The sequence below is a fragment of the Streptomyces sp. NPDC056479 genome (assembly GCF_042795335.1).
Lineage (GTDB): Bacteria > Actinomycetota > Actinomycetes > Streptomycetales > Streptomycetaceae > Streptomyces.
The window spans coordinates 271,601-293,337 of sequence record NZ_JBHTRZ010000007.1 but is presented as its reverse complement, the minus strand read 5'-3'; the positions used below and the strand labels follow the sequence as shown (position 1 = coordinate 293,337).

General features: G+C 70.2%; 17 protein-coding genes. 5 read left to right on the top strand and 12 right to left on the bottom strand.

The annotated features are described in order from the left end of the window. Positions 1 to 95: 95 nt before the first annotated feature. Positions 96 to 653, bottom strand: coding sequence for a GNAT family N-acetyltransferase (locus ACFQ6S_RS27615; protein WP_383415204.1), 558 nt, complete (start codon positions 651 to 653; stop codon positions 96 to 98). A 107-nt stretch (positions 654 to 760) separates the two neighbouring features. Between ACFQ6S_RS27615 and ACFQ6S_RS27610 the strand changes: the two genes are divergently transcribed. Further along, entirely contained in the window at positions 761 to 967 is a 207-nt protein-coding gene (locus ACFQ6S_RS27610; RefSeq protein ID WP_383415201.1) for a DUF5988 family protein, read from the top strand. Positions 968 to 1,047: 80 nt separating this feature from the next. Here ACFQ6S_RS27610 and pruA read toward each other — a convergent pair whose 3' ends face one another. After that, positions 1,048 to 2,679, bottom strand: coding sequence for an L-glutamate gamma-semialdehyde dehydrogenase (gene pruA, locus ACFQ6S_RS27605; protein ID WP_383415198.1), 1,632 nt, complete (start codon positions 2,677 to 2,679; stop codon positions 1,048 to 1,050). 135 nt (positions 2,680 to 2,814) lie between these two features. Then, positions 2,815 to 3,741 carry a proline dehydrogenase family protein gene (locus ACFQ6S_RS27600; protein ID WP_383415196.1) on the bottom strand — a complete coding sequence of 309 codons (927 nt, stop codon included), beginning with the start codon at positions 3,739 to 3,741 and terminating at the stop codon, positions 2,815 to 2,817. 181 nt (positions 3,742 to 3,922) lie between these two features. Here ACFQ6S_RS27600 and ACFQ6S_RS27595 point away from each other — a divergent pair, with 181 nt between their 5' ends. Next, positions 3,923 to 5,119 carry a PucR family transcriptional regulator gene (locus ACFQ6S_RS27595; RefSeq protein WP_383415193.1) on the top strand — a complete coding sequence of 399 codons (1,197 nt, stop codon included), beginning with the start codon at positions 3,923 to 3,925 and terminating at the stop codon, positions 5,117 to 5,119. 13 nt (positions 5,120 to 5,132) lie between these two features. On the opposite strand, the gene ACFQ6S_RS27590 is transcribed toward ACFQ6S_RS27595, so the two are convergent. Both ACFQ6S_RS27590 and ACFQ6S_RS27585 read right to left on the bottom strand, forming a co-directional pair. Then, positions 5,133 to 6,695, bottom strand: coding sequence for an FAD-dependent monooxygenase (locus tag ACFQ6S_RS27590; RefSeq protein ID WP_383415190.1), 1,563 nt, complete (start codon positions 6,693 to 6,695; stop codon positions 5,133 to 5,135). An 82-nt stretch (positions 6,696 to 6,777) separates the two neighbouring features. Further along, the gene (locus ACFQ6S_RS27585) at positions 6,778 to 7,362 is read right to left on the bottom strand and encodes a TetR/AcrR family transcriptional regulator (RefSeq protein ID WP_383415188.1); all 585 of its coding nucleotides are present in this window, start codon (positions 7,360 to 7,362) and stop codon (positions 6,778 to 6,780) included. A 96-nt stretch (positions 7,363 to 7,458) separates the two neighbouring features. On the opposite strand from ACFQ6S_RS27585, the gene ACFQ6S_RS27580 reads away from it, so the two are divergent. Next, the gene (locus ACFQ6S_RS27580) at positions 7,459 to 9,009 is read left to right on the top strand and encodes an MFS transporter (RefSeq protein ID WP_383415185.1); all 1,551 of its coding nucleotides are present in this window, start codon (positions 7,459 to 7,461) and stop codon (positions 9,007 to 9,009) included. 10 nt (positions 9,010 to 9,019) lie between these two features. On the opposite strand, the gene serA is transcribed toward ACFQ6S_RS27580, so the two are convergent. The 6 genes from serA to ACFQ6S_RS27550 all read right to left on the bottom strand — a co-directional run bounded on the left by serA (position 9,020) and on the right by ACFQ6S_RS27550 (position 19,015). Then, entirely contained in the window at positions 9,020 to 10,609 is a 1,590-nt protein-coding gene (gene serA, locus ACFQ6S_RS27575; protein WP_383415182.1) for a phosphoglycerate dehydrogenase, read from the bottom strand. A gap of 229 nt (positions 10,610 to 10,838) precedes the next feature. Then, on the bottom strand, positions 10,839 to 11,837 hold the full coding sequence (ilvC, locus tag ACFQ6S_RS27570) for a ketol-acid reductoisomerase (protein WP_383415179.1): 999 nt from the start codon (positions 11,835 to 11,837) through the stop codon (positions 10,839 to 10,841). Positions 11,838 to 11,954: 117 nt separating this feature from the next. Continuing rightward, on the bottom strand, positions 11,955 to 12,479 hold the full coding sequence (gene ilvN / locus ACFQ6S_RS27565) for an acetolactate synthase small subunit (protein ID WP_007496172.1): 525 nt from the start codon (positions 12,477 to 12,479) through the stop codon (positions 11,955 to 11,957). 21 nt (positions 12,480 to 12,500) lie between these two features. Further along, positions 12,501 to 14,357, bottom strand: coding sequence for an acetolactate synthase large subunit (locus tag ACFQ6S_RS27560; protein ID WP_383415176.1), 1,857 nt, complete (start codon positions 14,355 to 14,357; stop codon positions 12,501 to 12,503). 236 nt (positions 14,358 to 14,593) lie between these two features. Beyond that, positions 14,594 to 17,611, bottom strand: a complete 3,018-nt coding sequence (locus ACFQ6S_RS27555) for a putative bifunctional diguanylate cyclase/phosphodiesterase (RefSeq protein ID WP_383415173.1) — start codon at positions 17,609 to 17,611, stop codon at positions 14,594 to 14,596. A gap of 453 nt (positions 17,612 to 18,064) precedes the next feature. Beyond that, positions 18,065 to 19,015: a 2-hydroxyacid dehydrogenase gene (locus ACFQ6S_RS27550; RefSeq protein WP_383415171.1), complete on the bottom strand. Its 951-nt coding sequence runs from the start codon at positions 19,013 to 19,015 to the stop codon at positions 18,065 to 18,067. Positions 19,016 to 19,173: 158 nt separating this feature from the next. Here ACFQ6S_RS27550 and ACFQ6S_RS27545 point away from each other — a divergent pair, with 158 nt between their 5' ends. Then, positions 19,174 to 20,172: an aldo/keto reductase gene (locus ACFQ6S_RS27545; RefSeq protein WP_383415168.1), complete on the top strand. Its 999-nt coding sequence runs from the start codon at positions 19,174 to 19,176 to the stop codon at positions 20,170 to 20,172. Positions 20,173 to 20,328: 156 nt separating this feature from the next. Beyond that, complete coding sequence (locus ACFQ6S_RS27540; protein ID WP_383415165.1) at positions 20,329 to 21,474, top strand: PQQ-dependent sugar dehydrogenase; 1,146 nt, start codon at positions 20,329 to 20,331, stop codon at positions 21,472 to 21,474. Between the two features lie 22 nt (positions 21,475 to 21,496). Here the strand turns inward: ACFQ6S_RS27540 and ACFQ6S_RS27535 are convergent, their stop codons facing one another. Then, positions 21,497 to 21,706 (bottom strand): DUF6191 domain-containing protein, encoded by a 210-nt coding sequence (locus tag ACFQ6S_RS27535; RefSeq protein ID WP_383415162.1) that lies wholly within the window; start codon positions 21,704 to 21,706, stop codon positions 21,497 to 21,499. Positions 21,707 to 21,737: the final 31 nt, after the last annotated feature.

Genomic DNA, 21,737 nt, shown 5'->3' with positions numbered 1-21,737 from the left:
AGCGCGTCTGTCTCCACAATTACTCGGACTTCCTACTATCTGAGACGGCCGAGTGGGTCACACGCCGCTGACCTGCGCTTTCTACTTACGGCCCGTCACAGCACATCTCCGTCCCGCCAGTCGAAGACCAGCTCGAATGCGGGATCGAGCGGCCCGGCGAGTGCCGTCCGCGCAAAGGTGCTGCCCTCCTCCTCGGGCAGATGGACGACACCCTCGAGCCCGAGCCCGCAGACCCGTCCGCTCCACGCCTCCCACCCCCGGGCGGCGTACAGCGCGGCCCCCTCGTCGCTCGCGGAGAGCATCCCCGCGTCGTAGGCCCGGTCGATCACCCGCTCCAGCTCCGCCATCACCCGGCCGCCCAGCCCCGTGCGGCGCGCATCGGCGCGGACGCCGACCGCCTCGACGTACCCGACCCGCAGCCACCGGCCCCGGTGCCGCACCCGCCGCATGACCACCGACCCGTGAGCGACGAGCCGCCCGGCGTCGTCATGGACGAGGGCATGCATCCCGCCGAGGCCGTGCTCGAAGTCCTCGTCGGAGAAGTCGCCGTCGAAGGCGTCGTCCAACAGGGCGCGGATGGCGCGCAGTTCGGCGGGGGTGAGGTCGGCGGTGTGTGCGGTGCGCGACGTGGGTGCGGACGCGGTCGTGGTCATCCGTCCAGTATCGGCACCGCCGGCCGACCGCTGCCGGGGATCGCCCACTCGGCTGATCCTCCGGGCGGCACGGGACAGACGGTCACGGCGAGGGGAACGGTGAGGTCATGAACGACACGGCGAAAGTGTTCCTCGAGGGCGGCCCGGACGACCTGCCCGAACGGGTCGTCCCTGCCCCGTCCCCCGGCCCGGACGTCAAGATCAAGCTGCGCGGTGGGTACGAACACTTCCGGCCGACGACGCGACAGGCGAACACCCCGGAGGGCGCGCTGCCGGTCTACGAGTGGTGGGAGCGCACGGAGATCGCCGAGTAGCTCACCGCAGCGCGACCGCCACCGCACGGCAAAGGGCCGGGTCCGCTCAGGACCCGGCCCTTTGCCGTCGAGTCGGCGTGTCAGCCCATGTGCGGGTACGTGTAGTCGGTCGGCGCGACCAGCGTCTCCTTGATGGCGCGGGTCAGCGTCCAGCGCATCAGGTTCTGCGGGGCGCCGGCCTTGTCGTTGGTGCCGGAGGCACGGCCGCCGCCGAAGGGCTGCTGGCCGACGACGGCGCCGGTCGACTTGTCGTTGATGTAGAAGTTGCCGGCCGCGTAGCGCAGCTTCTCCATCGTGTACGCGGCCGCCGCGCGGTCACCCGAGATGACCGAGCCGGTCAGCGCGTAGGCGGACACCGACTCCATCTGCTCCAGCATCTCGTCGTACTTGTCGTCCTCGTAGACGTGCACGGCGAGGAACGGGCCGAAGTACTCGGTGGTGAAGACCTCGTTCTCCGGGTCGCTGCACTCGACGACGGTCGGGCGGACGAAGTAGCCGACCGAGTCGTCGTAGGAGCCGCCCGCGACGATCGTGCAGGTCGGGTCGGACTTCGCACGGTCGATGGCGGCCTTGTTCTTGGCGAAGGCACGCTCGTCGATGACGGCGCCGATGAAGTTGGACAGGTCGGTGACGTCACCCATGGTGATGTAGTCGACCTCGGTCGCGAACTCCTCCTTGAAGCCGGAGTTCCAGATCGAGGCGGGGATGTACGCCCGGGAGGTCGCCGAGCACTTCTGGCCCTGGTACTCGAAGGCACCGCGGGTCAGCGCCGTCTTCAGGACCGCCTTGTCGGCGCTCGGGTGGGCGACGACGAAGTCCTTGCCGCCGGTCTCGCCGACGATGCGCGGGTAGGAGCGGTACTTCTCGATGTTGTTGCCGACCGTCCTCCACAGGTACTGGAAGGTCTTGGTCGAGCCGGTGAAGTGGATGCCGGCGAGGTCGCGGTGCTCCAGAGCGACCTTGGAGACCTCGATGCCGTCACCGGTGACGAGGTTGATGACGCCCTTGGGCAGACCGGCCTCCTCAAGCAGCTGAAGCAGCAGCACGGCGGCGTGGGTCTGCGTCGGGGACGGCTTCCAGACCACCACGTTGCCCATCAGCGCGGGCGCGGTGGGCAGGTTGCCCGCGATGGCCGTGAAGTTGAACGGCGTGATCGCGTAGACGAAGCCCTCGAGCGGACGGTGGTCGAGGCGGTTCCAGACGCCCGGGGAGTTCGCCGGGGGCTGCTCGGCGAGCAGGTCACGGGCGTACTTGACGTTGAAGCGCCAGAAGTCGACGAGCTCGCAGGGGGTGTCGATCTCGGCCTGCTGGGCGGTCTTGGACTGACCGAGCATGGTCGAGGCGGCCAGCGTCTCGCGCCAGGGGCCCGCCAGCAGCTCGGCGGCGCGCAGGATGATCGCGGCGCGGTCGTCGAAGGACATCGCGCGCCAGGCCGGCGCGGCGGCCAGGGCCGCGTCGATGGCGTCCTGGGCGTCCTGCTGGGTGGCGTTGCCGTAGGTGCCGAGGCGGGCCTTGTGGTTGTGCGGCTGCACGACGTCGACGCGGTCACCGCCGCCCATCCGCTTCTCGCCGCCGATGGTCATCGGCAGGTCGATCGGGTTCTCGGCCAGCTCCTTGAGCTTGACCTCCAGGCGGGCGCGCTCGGGCGAGCCGGGGGCGTAGCCGTGCACCGGCTCGTTGACGGGGGTGGGGACCTGGGTCACAGCGTCCATGAGATCCGTAACTCCTTGAACTTGAGCGGGTGTTCGGGCTCAGCCCTTGCTGATCATGCTGCGGGCGAAACTGTGCTTTCCCGGGGGACAACCCCCGGACCCCCGGCAGAAAGGCCTCTGCGTGTGCGTCATTTCTCAACCTCGGGTGAGCATGCTGCGGGCGAAGAAGCGCAGGTTGGCCGGCTTCTCGGCCAGTCGCCGCATGAAGTAGCCGTACCAGTCGGTGCCGTAGGCGGTGTAGACGCGCATGCGGTGGCCCTCGGCGGCGAGGCGCAGGTGCTCGTCGCTGCGGATGCCGTACAGCATCTGGAACTCGTACTCGTCGAGCTTGCGCCCGGCCGTGCGGGCCAGTTCCTGGGCGATGGAGATCAGGCGCGGGTCGTGGGAGCCGATCATCGGGTACCCGGCGCCCTCCATCAGAACCTTCAGGATCCGGACGTACGCCTTGTCGATCTCGTGTTTCTGCTGGTAGGCGACCTCGACGGGCTCCTTGTAGGCGCCCTTGACGAGCCGTACCCGGCTGCCGCTCTCCGCGAGGCGGCGGGCGTCGGCCTCGGTGCGGAAGAGGTAGGCCTGGATGACGCAGCCGGTCTGCGGGAAGTCCTTCCGCAGCTCGTCGTGGATGGCGAACATCGAGTCGAGGGTGGTGTGGTCCTCGGCGTCGAGCGTGACGGTCGTACCGATCGCGGCGGCGGCCTCGACGACCGGCCGGACGTTGGCGAGGGCCAGCTCGTGGCCGCCCTCCAGCGCCTGCCCGAACATGGACAGCTTCACGGACATCTCGGCCGTGGTACCCAGCTCCAGCTCCCCCAGCCGGTCGATGAGCGCCAGATAGGCGTCCCGGGCGGCCGCGGCCTGCTCCGGGCGGGTGATGTCCTCGCCGACGACGTCCATCGTCAGCTCCAGGCCCCGGTCGCTGAGCTCCCGGATGATCGGCACGATCTCGTCGACCGTCTCACCCGGGATGAAGCGGTCGACGACCTGCTTTGTCACCGGGGCAGCCGAGATCAGGCGTCGCATCCGGTCGCTGCGCGACGCGGCAAGAATCACGGGACCCAGCACGGGGCACCTCCACAGACAGCAGAAAAGCAGCCGAGCCCCAACCATTCGGGGACGGCACGGAGAACCACCGTGAAACCTAAGGATCCCTCCGATCGTCGGCCATCGACAGCTGTCACGCATCCGTGCCACAGATCTCAGACAGATGTATGAAGGCCCTCGGAAAATGCGGGAGAATGCCCGGGTGACGTCCGAATTCAAGGGTGACTATCAGGAGCTGGTCGACGAGATCTCGGAGCTCCTGGGCGCCCCCGCGACACTGGAGAACCGGGACTTCGAGCTGATCGCCTTCGGTGCCTACGACAGCGAGGACGACCTCGACGCGGCGGCCCTGGACCCCGTGCGCACCCGCTCGATCCTGACGCGCCGCTCGACGGCGGCCGTACGGACCTGGTTCGAGGGCTTCGGCATCACACGCGCGACCGGCCCGGTGCGGATCCCGCGCACCCCCGAGGCGGGGGTGTACCGCGGACGTATCTGCCTCCCGGTACGCCATAGGGGTGTCGTCCTGGGCTACGTCTGGCTCCTCGACGACGACCCGGGCCCCACGGACCAGCAGCTGACGGCCGCGATGGAGGTGACCGCCCGGATCGGCGCGCTGCTCGCGGACGAGGCACAGCACGGTGCCGACCTCAGCCGGGAACTGAGGGCGGTGCTGACCGCGGAGCGCGGCTGGCAGGGGGACATGGCGGTCGCCGAGCTGCGCACGGCCCTGGGTGCGCGTGCGGACGGCGTCCATACGGTGGTCTGCGTGGCCCCCTGGCCCTCGGCCGACCCCGACGACGCCCCGTCGGTGCGGACGGTGCCGCACGCGACCGCGCTGTGCACGCTGCCGTGGGGTGCCGACGGACAGGGCCTCGCGGTGCTGGTCCGGCTGCGCTCGCCCGAGGTGCGCACGGCGGCGCTGGCGGCGGCGTCCCGCCTGCTCAAGGAGGGCCCCAGCGCCCGTTCTCCCGCGCAGGGCAGGGCACAGGCGGCGGCCGGCCTCGGCGACCCCCGCACCGGCCTCGCCGACCTGGGCACGGTCTGGCAGGAGGCGTCGGCCGCGGCCCGCGCGGCCCTGGCGGAACCGCGGCTCGGCCCGGTGGCGGAGTGGTCGCGCATCGGCCCGTACCGCCTGCTGACCTCGCTCTCCCAGGAGACTGTCCACGACCCAGCCGTCGCCCCGCTCCTCTCCCCCGCCCACCACGAGCTCGCCCGCACCGCCGAGGTCTACCTGGACTGCGCGGGCCAGGCCGGCCGCACCGCCGGCGAACTCGGCATCCACCGCCAGACCCTGTACTACCGCCTCTCCCGCGTCGAACAGCTCACCGGCCTGGATCTGGACGACGGGGAGGACCGGCTGCTGTTGCACATGGCGTTGAAGGGGGCTCGGCTGTAGCCCTGGCGCTCGGTCAGCGGGCCGTGATGGCGGTGAGGGCGTCGTGCAGCGCGGTGCGGCTCGGCGGGCCGTCGCTCCAGCGGGCGGCGATGTGGCCGTCGGGGCGGACGAGCAGTGCTCCGTGCGGGCCCAGGCCCTGGAGGCCGGGGTGCTCGGCGGGCAGGGTCTCGACGCGCAGCGGCCAGGGCGGGGCGCCGGGTGACTCCCCCCGGGCTTTGGTGAGCAGGGTGAACCACTCGCCGAACGCGTCGAGGGTGGAGCGGCTGTCCGTGAGCCAGAGATGCGGCACACGGTGGCCCGGTTCGGCCGTGGGGACGTAGGCCGTGCCCGTCTCGGGCGGCTCCGGTGGGGTGCCGTCCCCGGTCAGGACGGCTCGGGAGCGGTAGGCGGCGCCGAGTACGAGACCGAGTTGCGCGAAGTACTGTTCCGACCAGGGCGGTTGGACCTGGTCCGCCGTATGGGCCGCGCCCAGCTGCAGCTGTTCCCGGCGCACGTCCTGCACCTGGAACATCATCCTGGAGTTCTCCACGGCCTGGCCGAGGGTCCGGTGGGCGACCGGCCGCCGTTCCGTGTCGTAGGTGTCCAGAAGCTCCGGTCCGGCCCAACCGCGCAGCACACCGGCCAGTTTCCAGCAGAGGTTGTGCACATCGGCCACGCCGACGTTCATGCCCAGACCGCCGGCGGGCGGGATCGCGTGCGCCGCGTCGCCGGCGAGCAGGACCCGGCCGTGGCGGAAGCGCTCGGCGACGAAGGCGTTCACCACCCAGTGCTGCACCCGCAGCACGTCGACTTCCGCATCGGCGCCCAGGGAGCGCGAGACGAGGCCGGACCAGTCGGCGCCGTCGGTGTCCTCGGGTGTGGGCACGAACAGGGCCCAGCCTCCCTCGGGATAGAGCGGCAGGAACGATCCCTGGGAGGTGAGGTAGACCCCTGCGGGTTGGCGGGCGGACCAGTGGTCGAGGTCGGCGTCGAAGACGACGGTGGTCACTCTGCCGACCGCGCCGGGTCCCTCGGTGCCGATGCCCAGCCGTTCCCGGACGGTGGAGTTCGCGCCGTCGGCGGCCAGTACGTAACGGGCACGGACGCGCGTTTCCTCGCCGCTGCCGTGGTCGACGAGCAGAGCCACGGCACTCCCGTCCTCCTCGGCCAGGTCGACGAGCTCGGCCCCGAACCGCACCTCCGAGCCGGCCGCGCCCAGCAGCGTGGGCTCCAACCGATCCTGGGAGGTGACCACTCCGGTCACGGGACTCTCGGGCACCGGCCCGTTGACCCCGATCATCGCCGCCGTGGCGAAGTCGGGGGCGTGCAGCGTGTCACGGAAGCGGATCCGGCCGTACTCCGGTGCGAACGCGGCCGCCTTGATCCGCTCGGCGAGTTCGAGCTGCCGGAAGATCTCCATCGAGCGCACGTTGACCAGCCGGGACCGTGGAAAAGGCGAAAGCTCACGGCGCTTCTCGACCAGCAGGGTCCGCACGCCCCAGCGTTCGAGCAGTGCGCGGGCGGTGAGCCCGACGGGCCCGCCACCGACGATCAGAACCTCCGCCTCGGCGTCCGCCGCGGGCATCTCGGGCTGCATGGGATCAATCATCCGCACCCTGCGGACGGCCGCAACGACAGGCGCCGGCCAGAACCTCACCCCGGAATGCGCGAGGGGCGGGTCACTTCCTCGTGGCCGCCTCAATCACCTGACGCAGTCCCTCGGTGAGCTGTTCCGCGCCGGGGGCGGTCTTCGGGTCGAACTGCCACTGCGCGATGAGTCCGGTCATCAGGGTCACGTAGAACATGCCGAGGGTGTCGACGACCTCCTCCGGGACGTCCTCCTCCCGTCCGCCCATGAGCAACGGAATCAGTCCTCGCCCGGCCTCCCGCTGAGCCGCCGCCAGACGGTCGCGGAGCTCGGGCAGCCGGTCGCCCATGACGACGATCTCCATGCTGAGCCGCCACATGGAACCGGGCTCCCGCATGGTGCCGATGATGTTCGACCACACCTGCTGGAACCTTTCGAACGAGCCCGGCTCGGCGGTGATCCCGGCACTCCCGTCGCCGTCGAAGGCATCGCTCATCCCCTCGACCAGCGATACGTACGCCTGCGCCAGCAGCGCGTCCTTCGAGCCGTAGTGGTAGCCGATCGAGGCCAGGTTGGTCCCCGACTCCTTGACGATGTCCCGCGCCGTCGTGCGCGCGAACCCCTTTTCCAGCAGGCAGCGCTTGGCGCCCTCGAGCAGATCCTCACGGTGTCCCATACCACCACCCTACCGCCGATCCATACAACCGTCCTAAACGCACGTCTTATACAAGTGTTCTAGACAAGCGTTTAAGACGCGCGTACATTCACCGGCATGACAACGAACCCGAACAGCACCACCACCCCGCCGGCCCGCGCCGGCCGGCGCGAATGGACCGCGCTCGGCGTGCTGATGCTGCCGCTGCTGCTGGTCTCGATGGACGTCTCGGTCCTCTACTTCGCGGTCCCGTCGATCAGCGCGGACCTGGAGCCGAGCGGCACCCAGCAGCTGTGGATCTTCGACATCTACGCCTTCGTCCTGGCCGGCCTGCTGATGACGATGGGCTCGCTCGGCGACCGCATCGGCCACCGCCGGCTCCTGCTGCTCGGCGCCGCCGCCTTCGGCACCGCCTCACTGACGGCGGCCTACGCGAACAGCGCCGAAATGCTGATCGCGGCCCGCGCGGTCCTCGGCATCGGCGGCGCGACCCTGATGCCGTCCACGATGGCCATCCTGCGCACGATGTTCACCGACTCCGGCCAGCGCGCGAAGGCGATCGGCGTGTGGTCCGGCGTGATGACCGGCGGGATCGCACTCGGCTCGGTGATGAGCGGCGTGCTGGTCGAGCACTTCTGGTGGGGCTCGGTCTTCCTGGTCAACCTGCCCGCGATGGCGCTCCTGCTGCTCCTCGGCCCGCTCCTGCTCCCCGAGTCGAAGAACCCGGCCCCCGGCCGCTTCGACCTGCTGAGCGTCCCGCTGTCGATGGCGGCAGTGCTCCCCGTGGTCTACGGCCTCAAAGAGATCCCCTCCGAGGGCTGGAACGTCCGCTACGTCGTCTCGATCACCGTCGGCCTGCTGTTCGCCGCGCTCTTCGTGCACCGCCAGCGCACGGGCGCCTCACCGATGATCTCGCCCGCCCTGTTCCGGGGGCGGGGCTTCGCGCCCTCGGTCGCCCTGAACCTCGTCTGCATGTTCGCGGTGATGGGCTCGTCGTACTTCACCACGCAGTACTTGCAGTCGGTGCTCGGCATGGGCGCTCTGGAGGCGGCCCTGTGGGCACTGCTGCCGTCGGTGCCGATCGGGGCGGCTGGGCCGATCGCGACCCAGCTGGTGCAGAAGGGCGTCAACCGCGCCTATGTCGTCACGGCGGGCTTCGTGATCGCCGCGGCCGGCTTCGCGCTGCTGACCCTCGCCGGAACGGACTCGATGTGGCTGGTGCTGACCTCGTGCGCGGTCCTGGCCGTCGGAGGCGTCACGGTGATGTCCCAGATCATGGACCTCGCGATGGGCACCGCCCCGGTGGAGCGGGCCGGCGCCGCGTCCTCCCTGATGGAGACCGGCGGAGAGTTCGGCGGCGCGCTGGGCATGGCGGTGCTCGGCTCGATCGGTACGGCGATCTACCGCCACGACATCCCGTCGTCGGCCCCGGACGCGGCACGCGAGACGCTGGGCGGCGCGCTGGCGGTCGCCGACCGGGTCCCGGGCCTGGCCGCGGCGGCGCGGGAGGCGTTCACCAGCGGGATGCAGGGGGCGGCGATCGCGGGGGCGGTGCTGCTGGTGGGCGCGGCGGTGCTGGCGGCGGTCACGCTGCGGCGAGTCGAGGTGCGGGAGCCGGCATGCGAAACGCCGGACGAGCAGAGCGAACTCAGCACGTCCGGCGTTTGAGAAGGCGATGTCAGACCAGGTTCACCGACCGGGCCGACGTCGCGCCGATCTCCTCGGCCACCTCCGTCAGCACCGCCTGCGTCACGGTGTCGTCCACCGTCAGGACCGCCAGCGCCTCGCCTCCGGCGACCGCACGCGAAACCTGCATCCCGGCGATGTTGATCCCGGCCTCACCGAGGATGCGGCCGACGGTGCCGACGACACCCGGCCGGTCCTCGTACCGCAGCACCGCCATGTGGTCGGCGAGCGCGAGATCCACGTCGTACTCGCCGACCGCGACGATCTTCTGGAGGTGCTTGGGGCCGGCCAGCGTGCCGGAGACCGACACCTCCTCGCCGCCCGAGAGCGTGCCGCGCACGGTGACGACGTTGCGGTGGTCGGTCGCCTCCGAGCTGGTCGTCAGCCGCACCTCGACGCCGCGCTCCTGCGCGAACAGCGGGGCGTTGACGTACGAGACGGTCTCGTCGACGACGTCCTCGAAGACACCCTTGAGCGCGGACAGCTCCAGCACCTTCACATCGTGCTGGGTGATCTCGCCGTACACCTCGACGTCGAGGCGGACCGCGACCTCACCGGCGAGCGCCGTGAAGATCCGGCCCAGGCGCTCGGCGAGCGGCAGACCCGGCTTGACGTCCTCGGCGATGACGCCGCCCTGGACGTTCACCGCGTCGGGCACGAGCTCACCGGCGAGGGCGAGCCGCACCGAGCGGGCGACGGCGATACCGGCCTTCTCCTGCGCCTCGTCGGTGGAGGCACCGAGGTGCGGGGTGGCGACGACCTGGTCGAACTCGAAGAGCGGGGAGTCCGTGCAGGGCTCCTTCGCGTACACGTCGAGACCGGCACCGGCGACCCGGCCCTCCTTGAGGGCGGAGTACAGCGCCTCCTCGTCGACGATGCCACCGCGGGCGGCGTTGACGATGCGCACGCTCGGCTTGACCTTGCGCAGCGCCTCGTCGCCGATGAGGCCGACGGTCTCGGGGGTCTTGGGCAGGTGGACGGTGATGAAGTCGGAGACCTCGAGCAACTCGTCCAGGGACAGCACCTTGACGCCCATCTGCGCGGCGCGCGCGGGCTGGATGTAGGGGTCGTAGGCGACGACCTTCATCCCGAAGCCGGACATGCGCTGGGCGACCAGCGCACCGATCCGGCCCAGTCCGACGACACCGAGGGTCTTCTCGGCGAGCTCGACGCCCGTGTACTTGCTGCGCTTCCACTCGCCGTTCTTCAGCGCGGCGTTGGCCTGCGGGATGTGGCGGGCGGTGGCGACGAGAAGACCGCAGGCCAGCTCGGCCGCGGTCACGATGTTCGAGGTGGGGGCGTTGACGACCATCACGCCGGCCTTGGTGGCGGCGGAGACGTCGACGTTGTCCAGGCCGACGCCGGCTCGCGCGACGACCTTGAGCTTGCGCGCGGCGGCGACCGCCTCGGCGTCGACCTTGGTGGCGGAACGGATCAGAATCGCGTCCACGTCGGCGATGGCCGGGAGCAGCTCGGCTCGGTCCGCTCCGTTGCAATGCCGGATCTCGAAGTCGGGGCCGAGCGCGTCCACGGTCGCGGGCGACAGCTCTTCGGCGATGAGTACGACGGGTTTCGAGCTCACGTGAGTCCTCACATGTCCAATGCGGACGGCCGTCCCGACGGCCGCAGGCGGTGGAGGGGTGGTCCGCGTGGAAGACGCACGACGCTGTGGGCCTGACGCGTATGTAGTACGGCAGTGTAGTGGCGCGGTGAGAGGCATCATGCGCCTCTGCGGAAGGATCACCCGTCCGTGATGCGACGGGTTGGACAACGGGGCCGGAGCGGCCTGCTCCGGCCCCGTCGGCTGAGGCTTACGCCTCCTCGTTCACCCAGCTCATGAGCTTGCGCAGCTCCTTGCCGGTGGTCTCCAGCAGGTGCTCGGAGTCCTGCTTCTTGTACTCGTTGTACTTCTTCAGACCGCCGTGGTACTCGTCCATCCAGGCCTGGGCGAAGGTGCCGTCCTGGATCTCGGCGAGGACCTGCTTCATCTCGGCCTTGGTGGCCTCGGTGATGATCCGCGGGCCGGTGACGTAGTCGCCCCACTCGGCGGTCTCGGAGATCGACCAGCGCATCTTCTCCAGGCCGCCCTCGTACATGAGGTCCACGATCAGCTTCAGCTCGTGCAGGCACTCGAAGTACGCGATCTCCGGCTGGTAGCCGGCCTCGGTCAGCGTCTCGAAACCGGCCTTGACCAGGGCGGCCGTACCACCGCAGAGGACGGCCTGCTCACCGAACAGGTCGGTCTCGGTCTCCTCGGTGAAGGTCGTCTTGATGACGCCGGCGCGGGTGCCGCCGATGCCCTTGGCGTACGACAGCGCGAGCGCGAAGGCGTTGCCGGTCGCGTCCTGCTCGACGGCGGCGATACACGGAACGCCGCGGCCCTCCTCGTACTGGCGGCGGACCAGGTGGCCCGGACCCTTCGGGGCGACCATGCAGACGTCCACGCCGGCCGGGGGCTTGATGAAGCCGTAGCGGATGTTCAGGCCGTGGCCGAAGAACAAGGCGTCGCCGTCGTTCAGGTTCGGGGCGATGTGCTCCTCGTAGACCTGGGCCTGGATCGGGTCCGGGACGAGGATCATGATGACGTCGGCCTCGGCGGCGGCCTCGGACGGGGTCACCACGCGCAGACCCTGCTCCTCGGCCTTCGCCTTGGACTTGGAGCCCTCGTGCAGACCGACACGCACGTCGACACCCGAGTCACGGAGCGACAGCGCGTGGGCGTGGCCCTGGCTGCCGTAACCGATGACCGCGACCTTGCGGCCCTGGATGATGGACAGGTCGGCGTCGGCGTCGTAGAACAGCTCGGCCACTTTGGGTTCTCTCCTTGAGTGCAGATGGTGCGTCCCACCGTATGACGGTGGGGGTGGGGGAAGTCGCGGGGTCTCGGAATACGGGCGGCCGGTTCCCCCGGCCGCCCGAACGCGTGCCTAGGCCGACCGGTCGAGCGCGCGCAGCGACCGGTCCGTGATCGAACGCGCGCCGCGTCCGATCGCGATCGTGCCGGACTGGACGAGCTCCTTGATGCCGAACGGCTCCAGCATCTTCAGCATGGCCTCCAGCTTGTCGCTGGAGCCGGTGGCCTCGATGGTGACGGCCTCCGGGGAGACGTCGACGGTCTTGGCGCGGAAGAGCTGGACGATCTCGACGATCTGGGAGCGGGTCTCGTTGTCGGCGCGCACCTTGACCAGGACGAGTTCGCGCTGAACGGCCGAACCCGGCTCCAGTTCGACGATCTTCAGCACGTTGACGAGCTTGTTGAGCTGCTTCGTCACCTGCTCCAGCGGGAGGTCCGCGACGCTCACCACGATGGTGATGCGGGAGATGTCGGGGTGCTCGGTGACGCCGACCGCGAGCGAGTCGATGTTGAAGCCGCGGCGGGAGAACAGGGCGGCGATCCGGGCGAGGATGCCTGGCGTGTTCTCCACCAGGACGGAGAGCGTGTGCTTGGACATGGTCTTTTACGTCTCTCTCGCTCAGTCGTCTTCGTTGTCGCCGAAGTCGGGGCGGACGTCCCGTGCGGCCATGATCTCGTCGTTGGAGGTGCCGGCGGCGACCATCGGCCACACCATCGCGTCCTCGTGGACGATGAAGTCGACGACGACGGGACGGTCGTTGATCGAGTTCGCCTCCTCGATGACCTTGTCGAGGTCCGCCGGGGACTCACAGCGGATCGCGTAGCAGCCCATGGCCTCCGACAGCTTCACGAAGTCGGGGACGCGGGTGCCGGCGCTCGGCTGCTTGCCGTCCGCCTCCGGGCCGCTGTGCAGCACGGTGTTGGAGTAGCGCTGGTTGTAGAAGAGGGTCTGCCACTGGCGGACCATCCCGAGGGCGCCGTTGTTGATGATGGCGACCTTGATCGGGATGTTGTTCAGGGCACAGGTGGTGAGCTCCTGGTTGGTCATCTGGAAGCAGCCGTCGCCGTCGATCGCCCAGACGGCCCTGTCCGGCACACCTGCCTTGGCGCCCATCGCGGCCGGGACCGCGTAGCCCATCGTTCCGGCGCCGCCGGAGTTCAGCCAGGTCGCGGGCTTCTCGTACTGGACGAAGTGCGCGGCCCACATCTGGTGCTGGCCGACGCCCGCCGCGAACACCGTGCCCTCGGGGGCGAGTTGGCCGATGCGCTCGATGACCTGCTGCGGGGACAGCGAGCCGTCCTCGGGCTGGTCGTAGCCGAGCGGGTAGGTTTCGCGCCAGCGGCTCAGGTCCTTCCACCAGGCGCTGTAGTCGCCCTGGTGGCCCTCGGCGTGCTCCCTCTGGACCGCCTGGACCAGGTCGGCGATGACCTCGCGGGCGTCACCGACGATCGGCACGTCGGCGGCGCGGTTCTTGCCGATCTCGGCCGGGTCGATGTCGGCGTGGACGATCTTCGCGTGCGGCGCGAAGCTGTCCAGCTTGCCGGTGACCCGGTCGTCGAAGCGGGTTCCGAGGGCGACGATCAGGTCGGCCTTCTGCAGCGCGGTGACGGCGGTGACCGCACCGTGCATGCCCGGCATTCCCACGTGCAGCGGGTGGCTGTCGGGGAATGCGCCGAGCGCCATCAGGGTGGTGGTGACGGGCGCTCCGGTGAGTTCCGCGAGGACCTTCAGCTCGGCGGTGGCGCCGGACTTGATGACGCCGCCGCCGACGTAGAGGACGGGCCGCTTGGCGGCGGTGATCAGCTTGGCACCCTCGCGGATCTGCTTGGCGTGCGGCTTGGTGACGGGCCGGTAGCCGGGCAGGTCCATGGTGGGCGGCCAGGAGAAGGTGGTCTTCGCCTGGAGGGCGTCCTTGGCGATGTCGACCAGGACCGGGCCGGGGCGGCCCGTGGAGGCGATGTGGAACGCCTGCGCGATCACCCGCGGGATGTCCTCGGCCTTGGTGACCAGGAAGTTGTGCTTGGTGATCGGCATGGTGATGCCGACGATGTCCGCCTCCTGGAAGGCGTCCGTACCGATGGCCTTGGACGCGACCTGCCCGGTGATCGCCACGAGCGGCACCGAGTCCATGTGCGCGTCGGCGATCGGCGTGACCAGGTTGGTGGCACCGGGACCGGAGGTCGCCATACAGACGCCGACCCTGCCGGTGGCCTGCGCATAGCCGGTGGCCGCGTGGCCGGCGCCCTGCTCGTGCCGGACCAGGACGTGGCGCACCCGGGTGGAGTCCATCAGAGGGTCGTACGCCGGAAGGATCGCACCACCGGGAATGCCGAATACCGTGTCGGCGCCGACCTCCTCGAGCGAACGGATCAGGGACTGCGCACCCGTGACGTGCTCTGGGGCGGACTGCTGTCCTCCGGATCGGGGCCGCGGCTGCGGATTATGGGCCCCGGTGGCCTGCTCGGTCATCGGCATTCTCTTCTCGATGCTGAGGGTTTTTGCGAGGTTTGAGCGGAGTTATGGTGTTGCACGACTGGTGCCTGTGCAACAAAAAACCCCTCGTGCCATAAGGCAAGCGAGGGGAGCGCGCCGGGTGTGGACGCTGGGAGTCCGGGTCTGTCCGGACGTCACCAGCCTCAGCCGACGCGCTTTCCAAGTACGAGAATTCGGGTGCGCATGGCACTGACCCTCCCCCCGGCGCACACCCACTGTCAAGTGGGTGGGACGGGAGTCTCATTATGTGAGCGAAGGGCACTGCCGCCTCCGAGAACAGCGGGCACACCACTGGTGTACACCCCCGTACCCCCTCCTGCGAACGCGGGCTCGGTCGGCCCGTGCGGCACCGGATAGTGGCCGGAACTGAGCGCACGACGCAGCCGGTACTCGTCGAGCGGCCCGGAGAACGCCATGCCCTGCCCGTGCGTGCAGCCCATCGCGCGCAGCGCCACGACCTGCTCAGGCAGATCCACGCCGTCGGCCACGGACTGCAGCCCGAGGTCGGCGGCGATCCGCAGCAGCCCACCGGTGATCTTGTGCAGCCGCGCGGACTCGACGACTCCCTCGACCAGACCGCGGTCGAGCCTCAGGACGTCGACGGGGAGCCTGCGCAGCGCGGTGATCGCCGCGTATCCGGTGCCGAAGCCGTCCAGGGCGACCCGGACGCCGAGTCTGTGCAGGCCGCTCAGGCGGCGCTCCAGGTCGTCCAGCGAGATGCGGGGATCGAGGTCGGACAGCTCGATGACCAGCGACCCGGAGGGCAGCCCGTGCCGGGTCAGCAGCGCCTCGACCGAGCCGAGCGGCATCGACCGGTCCAGCAGCCGGCGCGCGCTCATCCGCACGGCTACGGGTACGGCGAGCCCGGTCGCGGTGCGCTCGGCGGCCTGCTCCACGGCCTCCTCCAGCATCCAGCGGCCCAGCTCGGCGGTCTTGTCGCTGTCCTCGGCCACCCGGAGGAACTCGGCGGGCGTGAACAGCACCCCTTGCGAGGACCGCCAGCGCGCCTGGGCGGCGACCGAGGTGATCCGGCCGTCCTCCAGACACACCACCGGCTGGTGCAGCAGCGCGAACTCGCCGTCGTGCAGCGCGGCACGCAGACGCGTGGCCAGCTCCGCCTTGCGTACGACGTCCTGCTGCATCTGCGGCTTGTACAGCTCGACACGGCCCTTGCCGCCCGCCTTGGCGCGGTACATGGCGAGGTCGGCGTTGCGCAGCAACTCCCCCGCGCCGAGACCCGATTCGGCGAAGGCGACACCGATGGAGGCGTTGACCCGGACATCGTTGCCGTCGATGAGATACGGCTGGGACAGCGTCATCCTGAGGCGGTCGGCGAGCTCCAGGATGTGCCGTTCGCGGGCGGCGCGATCACGGGTGTTGTCCCCGGCGATCAGGGCCGCGAACTCGTCGCCGCCCAGCCGGGAGGCGGTGTCCCCGCCCCGGACGGCGTCCTGGAGTCTGCGGGCGGCCTGGACGAGCAGCTCATCCCCGGCCTGGTGCCCGATCGTGTCGTTGACGCCCTTGAAGCCGTCGAGGTCGATGAACAGGACGGCCGTGTTGCGCAGGGCGACGCCCCGGTCGGAGGCGCGGCGGCCGGACAGGGCCTGCTGGACGCGCTGGGTGAACAGCGCGCGGTTGGGCAGGTCGGTCAGCGGGTCGTGCTCGGCGTTGTGCTGGAGCTGTGCCTGGAGACGCACCCTTTCGGTCACGTCCCGGCTGTTGAAGATGAGGCCGCCGTGGTGACGGTTGATGGTCGACTCGACGTTGAGCCAGCCTTCCTCGCCGGACCGGAAACGGCACTCGATGCGCGTAGTGGTTTCCTCCAGCGGGCTGGCGGCGAGGAAGCGGCGCACTTCGTGCACCACGCAGCCCAGGTCCTCCGGGTGGATGAGATTGGCCAGTTCCGTACCCACCAGGTCCTCGGCGGAGCGGCCGTAGACCCCGGCGGCGGCCGGAGAGACGTACCTCAGGATGCCGTTCGGCGCGGCGATCATGATGACGTCGCTGGAGCCCTGCACCAGGGAGCGGAAGTGGTTCTCCTTCTGCGCCAGTTCCTGGGTGAGGGTGATGTTGTCGAGCAGCATGATGCCCTGGCGCACCACGAGCGCCAGCACCACGGTGCCGCCGGTGATGAGCACCACGCGGTCGACGCTGCGGCCGTTGAGGACGTTGTAGAGGATCCCCAGGGTGCAGACGGCGGCGGCGAGGTAGGGCGTGAGCGCGGCCAGGGAGCCGGCGATCGGGCGGTTGGCCGGGTACCGGGTGTGATCACCTCCCTGCGCGGGCGGGTGATGGTGGCTTCCGCCGCGCTGTCCGGGCACGTGCTCGTGCACCACGCGCGTGTGCCCGGCCTGGTCATGCCGGTCGGCGTCCTCCTGCCCGTGCCGGGGCGCGGCCCACGGGGCGTACGCCAGAAGCAGCGAGCCGGCGAACCAGCCCGCGTCGAGCAGCTGGCCGGAGCGGTAGCTGTTGTGCAGCAGCGGCGAGGTGAACAGCGCGTCGCACATCACGGTCAGGGCGAGCGCGCCGATCGCGGTGTTGACCGCGGTGCGGTTGGCCGAGGAGCGCCGGAAGTGCAGCGCGAGCACCATGCTGACCAGGGCGATGTCGAGCAGCGGATAGGCCAGCGAGAGCGCGGCGTGCGCCACGCTCGCTCCGCCGCCGGCGTCGATCTTGGCCGCCTGGGCGAGCGCGAGGCTCCAGGCCAGCGTGAGCAGCGAGCCGCCGATCAGCCAGGCGTCCAGCCCGAGGCAGACCCAGCCGGCCTTGGTCACCGGGCGCTTGGCGAGCACCAGGAGTCCCACGATGGCGGGCGGCGCGAAGCACAGGAAGAACCCGTCGGCGTAGGAGGGGCTGGGCACGGGCCGCTCCAGAACGACCTCGTACCACCCCCAGACCAGGTTGCCGAGGGCCGCCATGGCCGAGGAGAGCGCGAACAGCAGCCAGGCGGGTCGAAAGCGGATACGGCGGCTACGGGCGTAGCGGAAGCAGGACACGGCGGCCGCGCCGGCCGCGGCGGCCAGTCCGAAGTCGCCCATGATCAGCGCGACTTGGGCCGAACCCCAGCCGAGCGCGGAACCGACGGCGTATCCCGCGCACACCAGGGCCAGAACGAGTTGCGGCAACATTCCCGAGCCGCTGCCCCTCGACGAGGGACGAGGCAGCCTCATCGGCGACGAACGCCGCGCCCGCAGCGCTCCGTCGAGCGTGGTCGTGGGGGGCGGTGGCGAGCTCACCGGTCCCTCCCGGTCCGCGCCGCTCGCGGGTCCCGAGGGTCCCGGTGCGCTGGGTGCGCATGCCGCCTGCGGCTGCTGTGCATGCCGTGGTGATGGTTGTGACGGCAGTCGTGGGTGCCGTGCCGGCCGCGTCTGCCCGCGGCCGTCTGCCAGGGTCGCCGCCGACGGCCCTGTCGCGTCGGATCGCTCGTCCATAGGCCGTGCATCGCCCGTCGCCCCCCTCACAAATCTGCAATGTCCATCCCCGGCGCCGAACGGTGCGCGGCGCTGCCCCTGTCGGGGACGATACACCAGTCTCGTCACTCAGGGACATAGTGCCTCTACGCTCCGTGACGACCAGCGCATATGCGAGTACGGACCGCTTCCGTGGGGTTGCGGACGGTACTCGAAACGGATTATGGGCCGGTTGCACGCGACACGCGCGGCACCCGCGCGATGGTCAGCCGATCGATGTCACGCGTGCGTCGCTCCCGTCGTAAGGATCACGTTGCGCAAGGGCTCCCGGTTCACGTAACGAGTCAACTGGTCCACCAGAAGCCGCTTGGCCCGCGGTAGGAACGCGGACGTCGGACCGCCCACATGCGGGCTGATCAGCACGCCCGGCGCGCGCCACAGGGGGTGCTCCCGGGGCAGCGGTTCGGGGTCGGTGACGTCGAGCGCGGCGGTGATGCGCCCGGTCTCCAGCTCGGCCAGCAGCGCCTTGGTGTCCACGACCCCGCCACGGGCGACGTTGACCAGCAGCGCGCCGTCCTTCATCCGGGCGAGGAAGTCGGCGTTGACCAGGTGGCGGGTGGCGTCCGTCAAGGGCGTGGACAGGATGACGACATCCGCTTCCGGGAGCAGTGCGGGCAGTTCGGTGAGCGGATGCACATATCCGCGCGCCGTGGTGCGCTCAGAGCGCGCGACGCGCGCCACCCGCGCGAGTTCAAAAGGCGCGAGCCGGTCCTCGATGGCGGCCCCGATCGAGCCGTATCCCACGATGAGGACACTCTTGTCCGCCAGCGCGGGCCGGAATCCGCCGAGCCACTCCCCCCTGTCCTGCGCCCGCACGAAGTCGGGGACGCCGCGCAACGAGGCGAGGATCAGGGTGAGCGTGAGCTCGCCGGTGCTCGCCTCGTGCACTCCGCGCGCGTTGCACAGCCGCACGCCGGACCGCAGATGCCTCAGTCCCGGCTCCACATGGTCGGTGCCGGCGGAAAGCGTCTGCACGACCTCCACACCGGTCATCTCCGGCAGGGGACGCTGCCCGAGCCCGGGCGGCTTCATGTACGGGACGACGTAGAAGACGCACTGGGCCGGGTCGGCGGGGAAGTCCTCGCCACCGTTCCAGAAGCGGTAGTTGAGGGCTTCCGGCAGGCCCTCGATCTCTTCCGGCTGGATGGGGAGCCATACGTCAGGAGTCATGGTCAGGAGGCTAGGGCCTTCCCGACGGGTCAGGCCGGGGAAAGGTGACGGTGCCCGATCATCACGCCCCGGCATGACCCGTCGGGAAGGCCCTAGGTCAGGCGAACTGGAGTGCAGAGGTTAGGTTGGGGTGCCGGAAGAGGGAGGGTTACGGCCAGGTGGAGCGCAGGACGATCGGCGCGGCGGCACTCGCGGTGGGAGCCGTCGGGCTCGGGTGCATGCCGATGAGCTGGGCGTACAGCTCGTCGCGGCAGCGGGGCGAGGAGTCGGTCAGGGCGGTGCACCGGGCGCTCGATCTGGGCTCGACGCTGCTGGACACGGCCGACATGTACGGCCCGTTCACCAACGAGCTGCTGGTGGGGCGGGTGTTGAAGGAACGCCGCCAGGACGCGTTCGTGTCGACCAAGGTCGGCCTGCTGGTGGGCGAACAGCACATCGTGGCCAACGGCCGCCCCGGCTATGTGAAGCGGGCCTGCGACGCCTCCCTGCGCCGTCTGCAGACGGACGTCATCGACCTCTACCAGCTGCACCGCGCGGACCCCGAGGTCCCCGTCGAGGAGACGTGGGGCGCGATGGCGGAGCTCGTCCGGGCCGGAAAGGTACGGGCGTTGGGGCTGTGCGCGATGGGCGCGCGGGGTGGCCGGCGCTTCGGAACGCGCCTGCACGACGCGACGATCCGGCAGTTGCAGCGGGTCCAGCAGGTCTTCCCGGTGAGCGCGGTGCAGGCCGAACTGTCGGTCTGGTCGCCCGAGGCGCTGGAGGCGCTGCTGCCGTGGTGCGAGGCACGCGGCATCGGATTCCTGGCGGCGATGCCGCTGGGCAACGGCTTCCTCACCGGCACCCTGACCCCCGGCCAGGGCTTCGAACCGGACGACGTGCGCGCCCGGCACCCCCGCTTCACCGCGGAGATGATGGCCTCGAACCAGCCGATAGTGGCCGGCCTGCGCCGGGTCGCGGCCCGGCACGGGGAGGGGATCACACCGGCGCAGGTGGCGCTGGCGTGGGTGCTGGCCCAGGGGCCGCACGTGGTGGCACTGCCCGGCACCAAGCAGGAACGCTGGGTCACGGAGAACGCGGGTGCCGAGGGGCTGCGGCTGACCGCGCAGGATCTGGCCGAGGTGGCGGACGGGCCGGGGGCACAGGGATCCTGGGACTGAAGCCGCCGGATTTTCGGGCTCCGGGCGGACACCGCCCACCCGGGGCCGGGCGGCGCTGATTCAAGATTCATGGATCGGGAACCTCTGAGGCGCGAGCGGTGTAAGAAAAGTAGAACCCGCCGCATCGAAGGGACCGTGATCGTGCAACGTCGAGCTGTGTCGGCCGTCTTGGCCGCGGCCGCACTCCTGCTGACGGCCGGCTGTTCCTCCGGCGACGGGGAATCGCCGGGCGACGGCGGAAACAACAAGGCCCCCAGCGCCACCACCCCGACCTCGCCCACCGGGCAGGCCGCCGAGACCCCACCGGCGCAGGGCTCGGTCAAGGTGGTCCGCACGGTCACCGAGGGCCTGAGCACCCCCTGGGGCCTGGCCCCGCTGCCCGACGGCGACGTGCTGGTCTCCTCCCGCGACGACGCCACGATCACCCGGGTCGACGGGGAGACCGGCAAGAAGACCGAGCTGGGCGAGGTGCCGGGAGTGTCACCGGCGGGCGAGGGCGGGCTCATGGGCCTGGCGCTGTCCCCTGACTACGCCTCCGACCACATGGTCTACGCCTACTTCACCTCGGCGTCGGACAACCGCATCGTCCGCATGCTGTACGACGAGCAGCGGCCCTCCGGCGACCAGCTGGGCGCGCCCGACACCATCTTCAAGGGCATCCCCAAGGGCTACATCCACAACGGCGGCCGGATCGGCTTCGGCCCGGACAAGATGCTGTACGCGGGCACCGGGGAGAGCGGTGACACGGGCCTGTCCCAGAACAAGGACTCCCTGGGCGGCAAGATCCTCCGCCTGACTCCGGAGGGCGAACCGGCGCCGGGCAACCCCTTCTCCGACTCCCCCGTGTATTCCTACGGCCATCGAAACGTCCAGGGCTTGGCCTGGGACTCCCAACAGCGCCTTTTCGCCGCGGAGTTCGGCCAGGACACCTGGGACGAGCTGAACGCGATCAAGCCGGGTGACAACTACGGCTGGCCGGAGGTCGAGGGCAAGTCGGAAGACTCCGCATACCACAACCCCCTGGCCCAGTGGGGCACCGACGACGCCTCCCCCAGCGGCATCGCCCAGGCAGAGGGATCCATCTGGATGGCCGGTCTGAAGGGTCAGCGCCTGTGGCGCATCCCGCTGAACGGCACGGAGGCCTCGGCGGACCCGCAGGCCTTCCTGGACGGCGACTACGGCCGGCTGCGGACCGTGGTGTCGGCGGGCGGCGACAAGCTGTGGCTGGTGACCAGCAACACGGACGGACGGGGCGACCCCAAGGACGGGGACGACCGGATTCTGGAGCTGCAGGTGACCTGAGCGGCCCTTGCCCCGAGCGTCGTCACCCCGTGCCGTCGTCCCCGTTGTGCGGCTGGCCCTCCTCGCCCGACGGCTCGGGCGGTCGGACGACGACCTTCCCGGACACGAGGTCTATCGGTCCCCGCCCGGGGTCGTTGTCCCCGACGTCCTCGCGGGTCAGTTCCAGGCGGTTCTGTTCGTCGCGGGTGTGCTTGCGGCCCGGGGCGAAGAGCTCCTCGAAAGCGTTGAACACGCAACCTCCCTGGACCGACGTCCCTTACAGC

Bases quoted from the DNA above. Each gene is read 5' to 3' on its own strand.
- ACFQ6S_RS27590 (WP_383415190.1), bottom strand. From the start codon at position 6,695: ATGCAGCCCGAGATGCCCGCGGCGGACGCCGAGGCGGAGGTTCTGATC.
- pruA (WP_383415198.1), bottom strand. From the start codon at position 2,679: ATGGACGCTGTGACCCAGGTCCCCACCCCCGTCAACGAGCCGGTGCAC.
- ACFQ6S_RS27585 (WP_383415188.1), bottom strand. From the start codon at position 7,362: ATGGGACACCGTGAGGATCTGCTCGAGGGCGCCAAGCGCTGCCTGCTG.
- ACFQ6S_RS27550 (WP_383415171.1), bottom strand. From the start codon at position 19,015: ATGACTCCTGACGTATGGCTCCCCATCCAGCCGGAAGAGATCGAGGGC.
- ACFQ6S_RS27580 (WP_383415185.1), top strand. From the start codon at position 7,459: ATGACAACGAACCCGAACAGCACCACCACCCCGCCGGCCCGCGCCGGC.
- ilvN (WP_007496172.1), bottom strand. From the start codon at position 12,479: ATGTCCAAGCACACGCTCTCCGTCCTGGTGGAGAACACGCCAGGCATC.
- ACFQ6S_RS27610 (WP_383415201.1), top strand. From the start codon at position 761: ATGAACGACACGGCGAAAGTGTTCCTCGAGGGCGGCCCGGACGACCTG.
- ACFQ6S_RS27615 (WP_383415204.1), bottom strand. From the start codon at position 653: ATGACCACGACCGCGTCCGCACCCACGTCGCGCACCGCACACACCGCC.
- ACFQ6S_RS27560 (WP_383415176.1), bottom strand. From the start codon at position 14,357: ATGCCGATGACCGAGCAGGCCACCGGGGCCCATAATCCGCAGCCGCGG.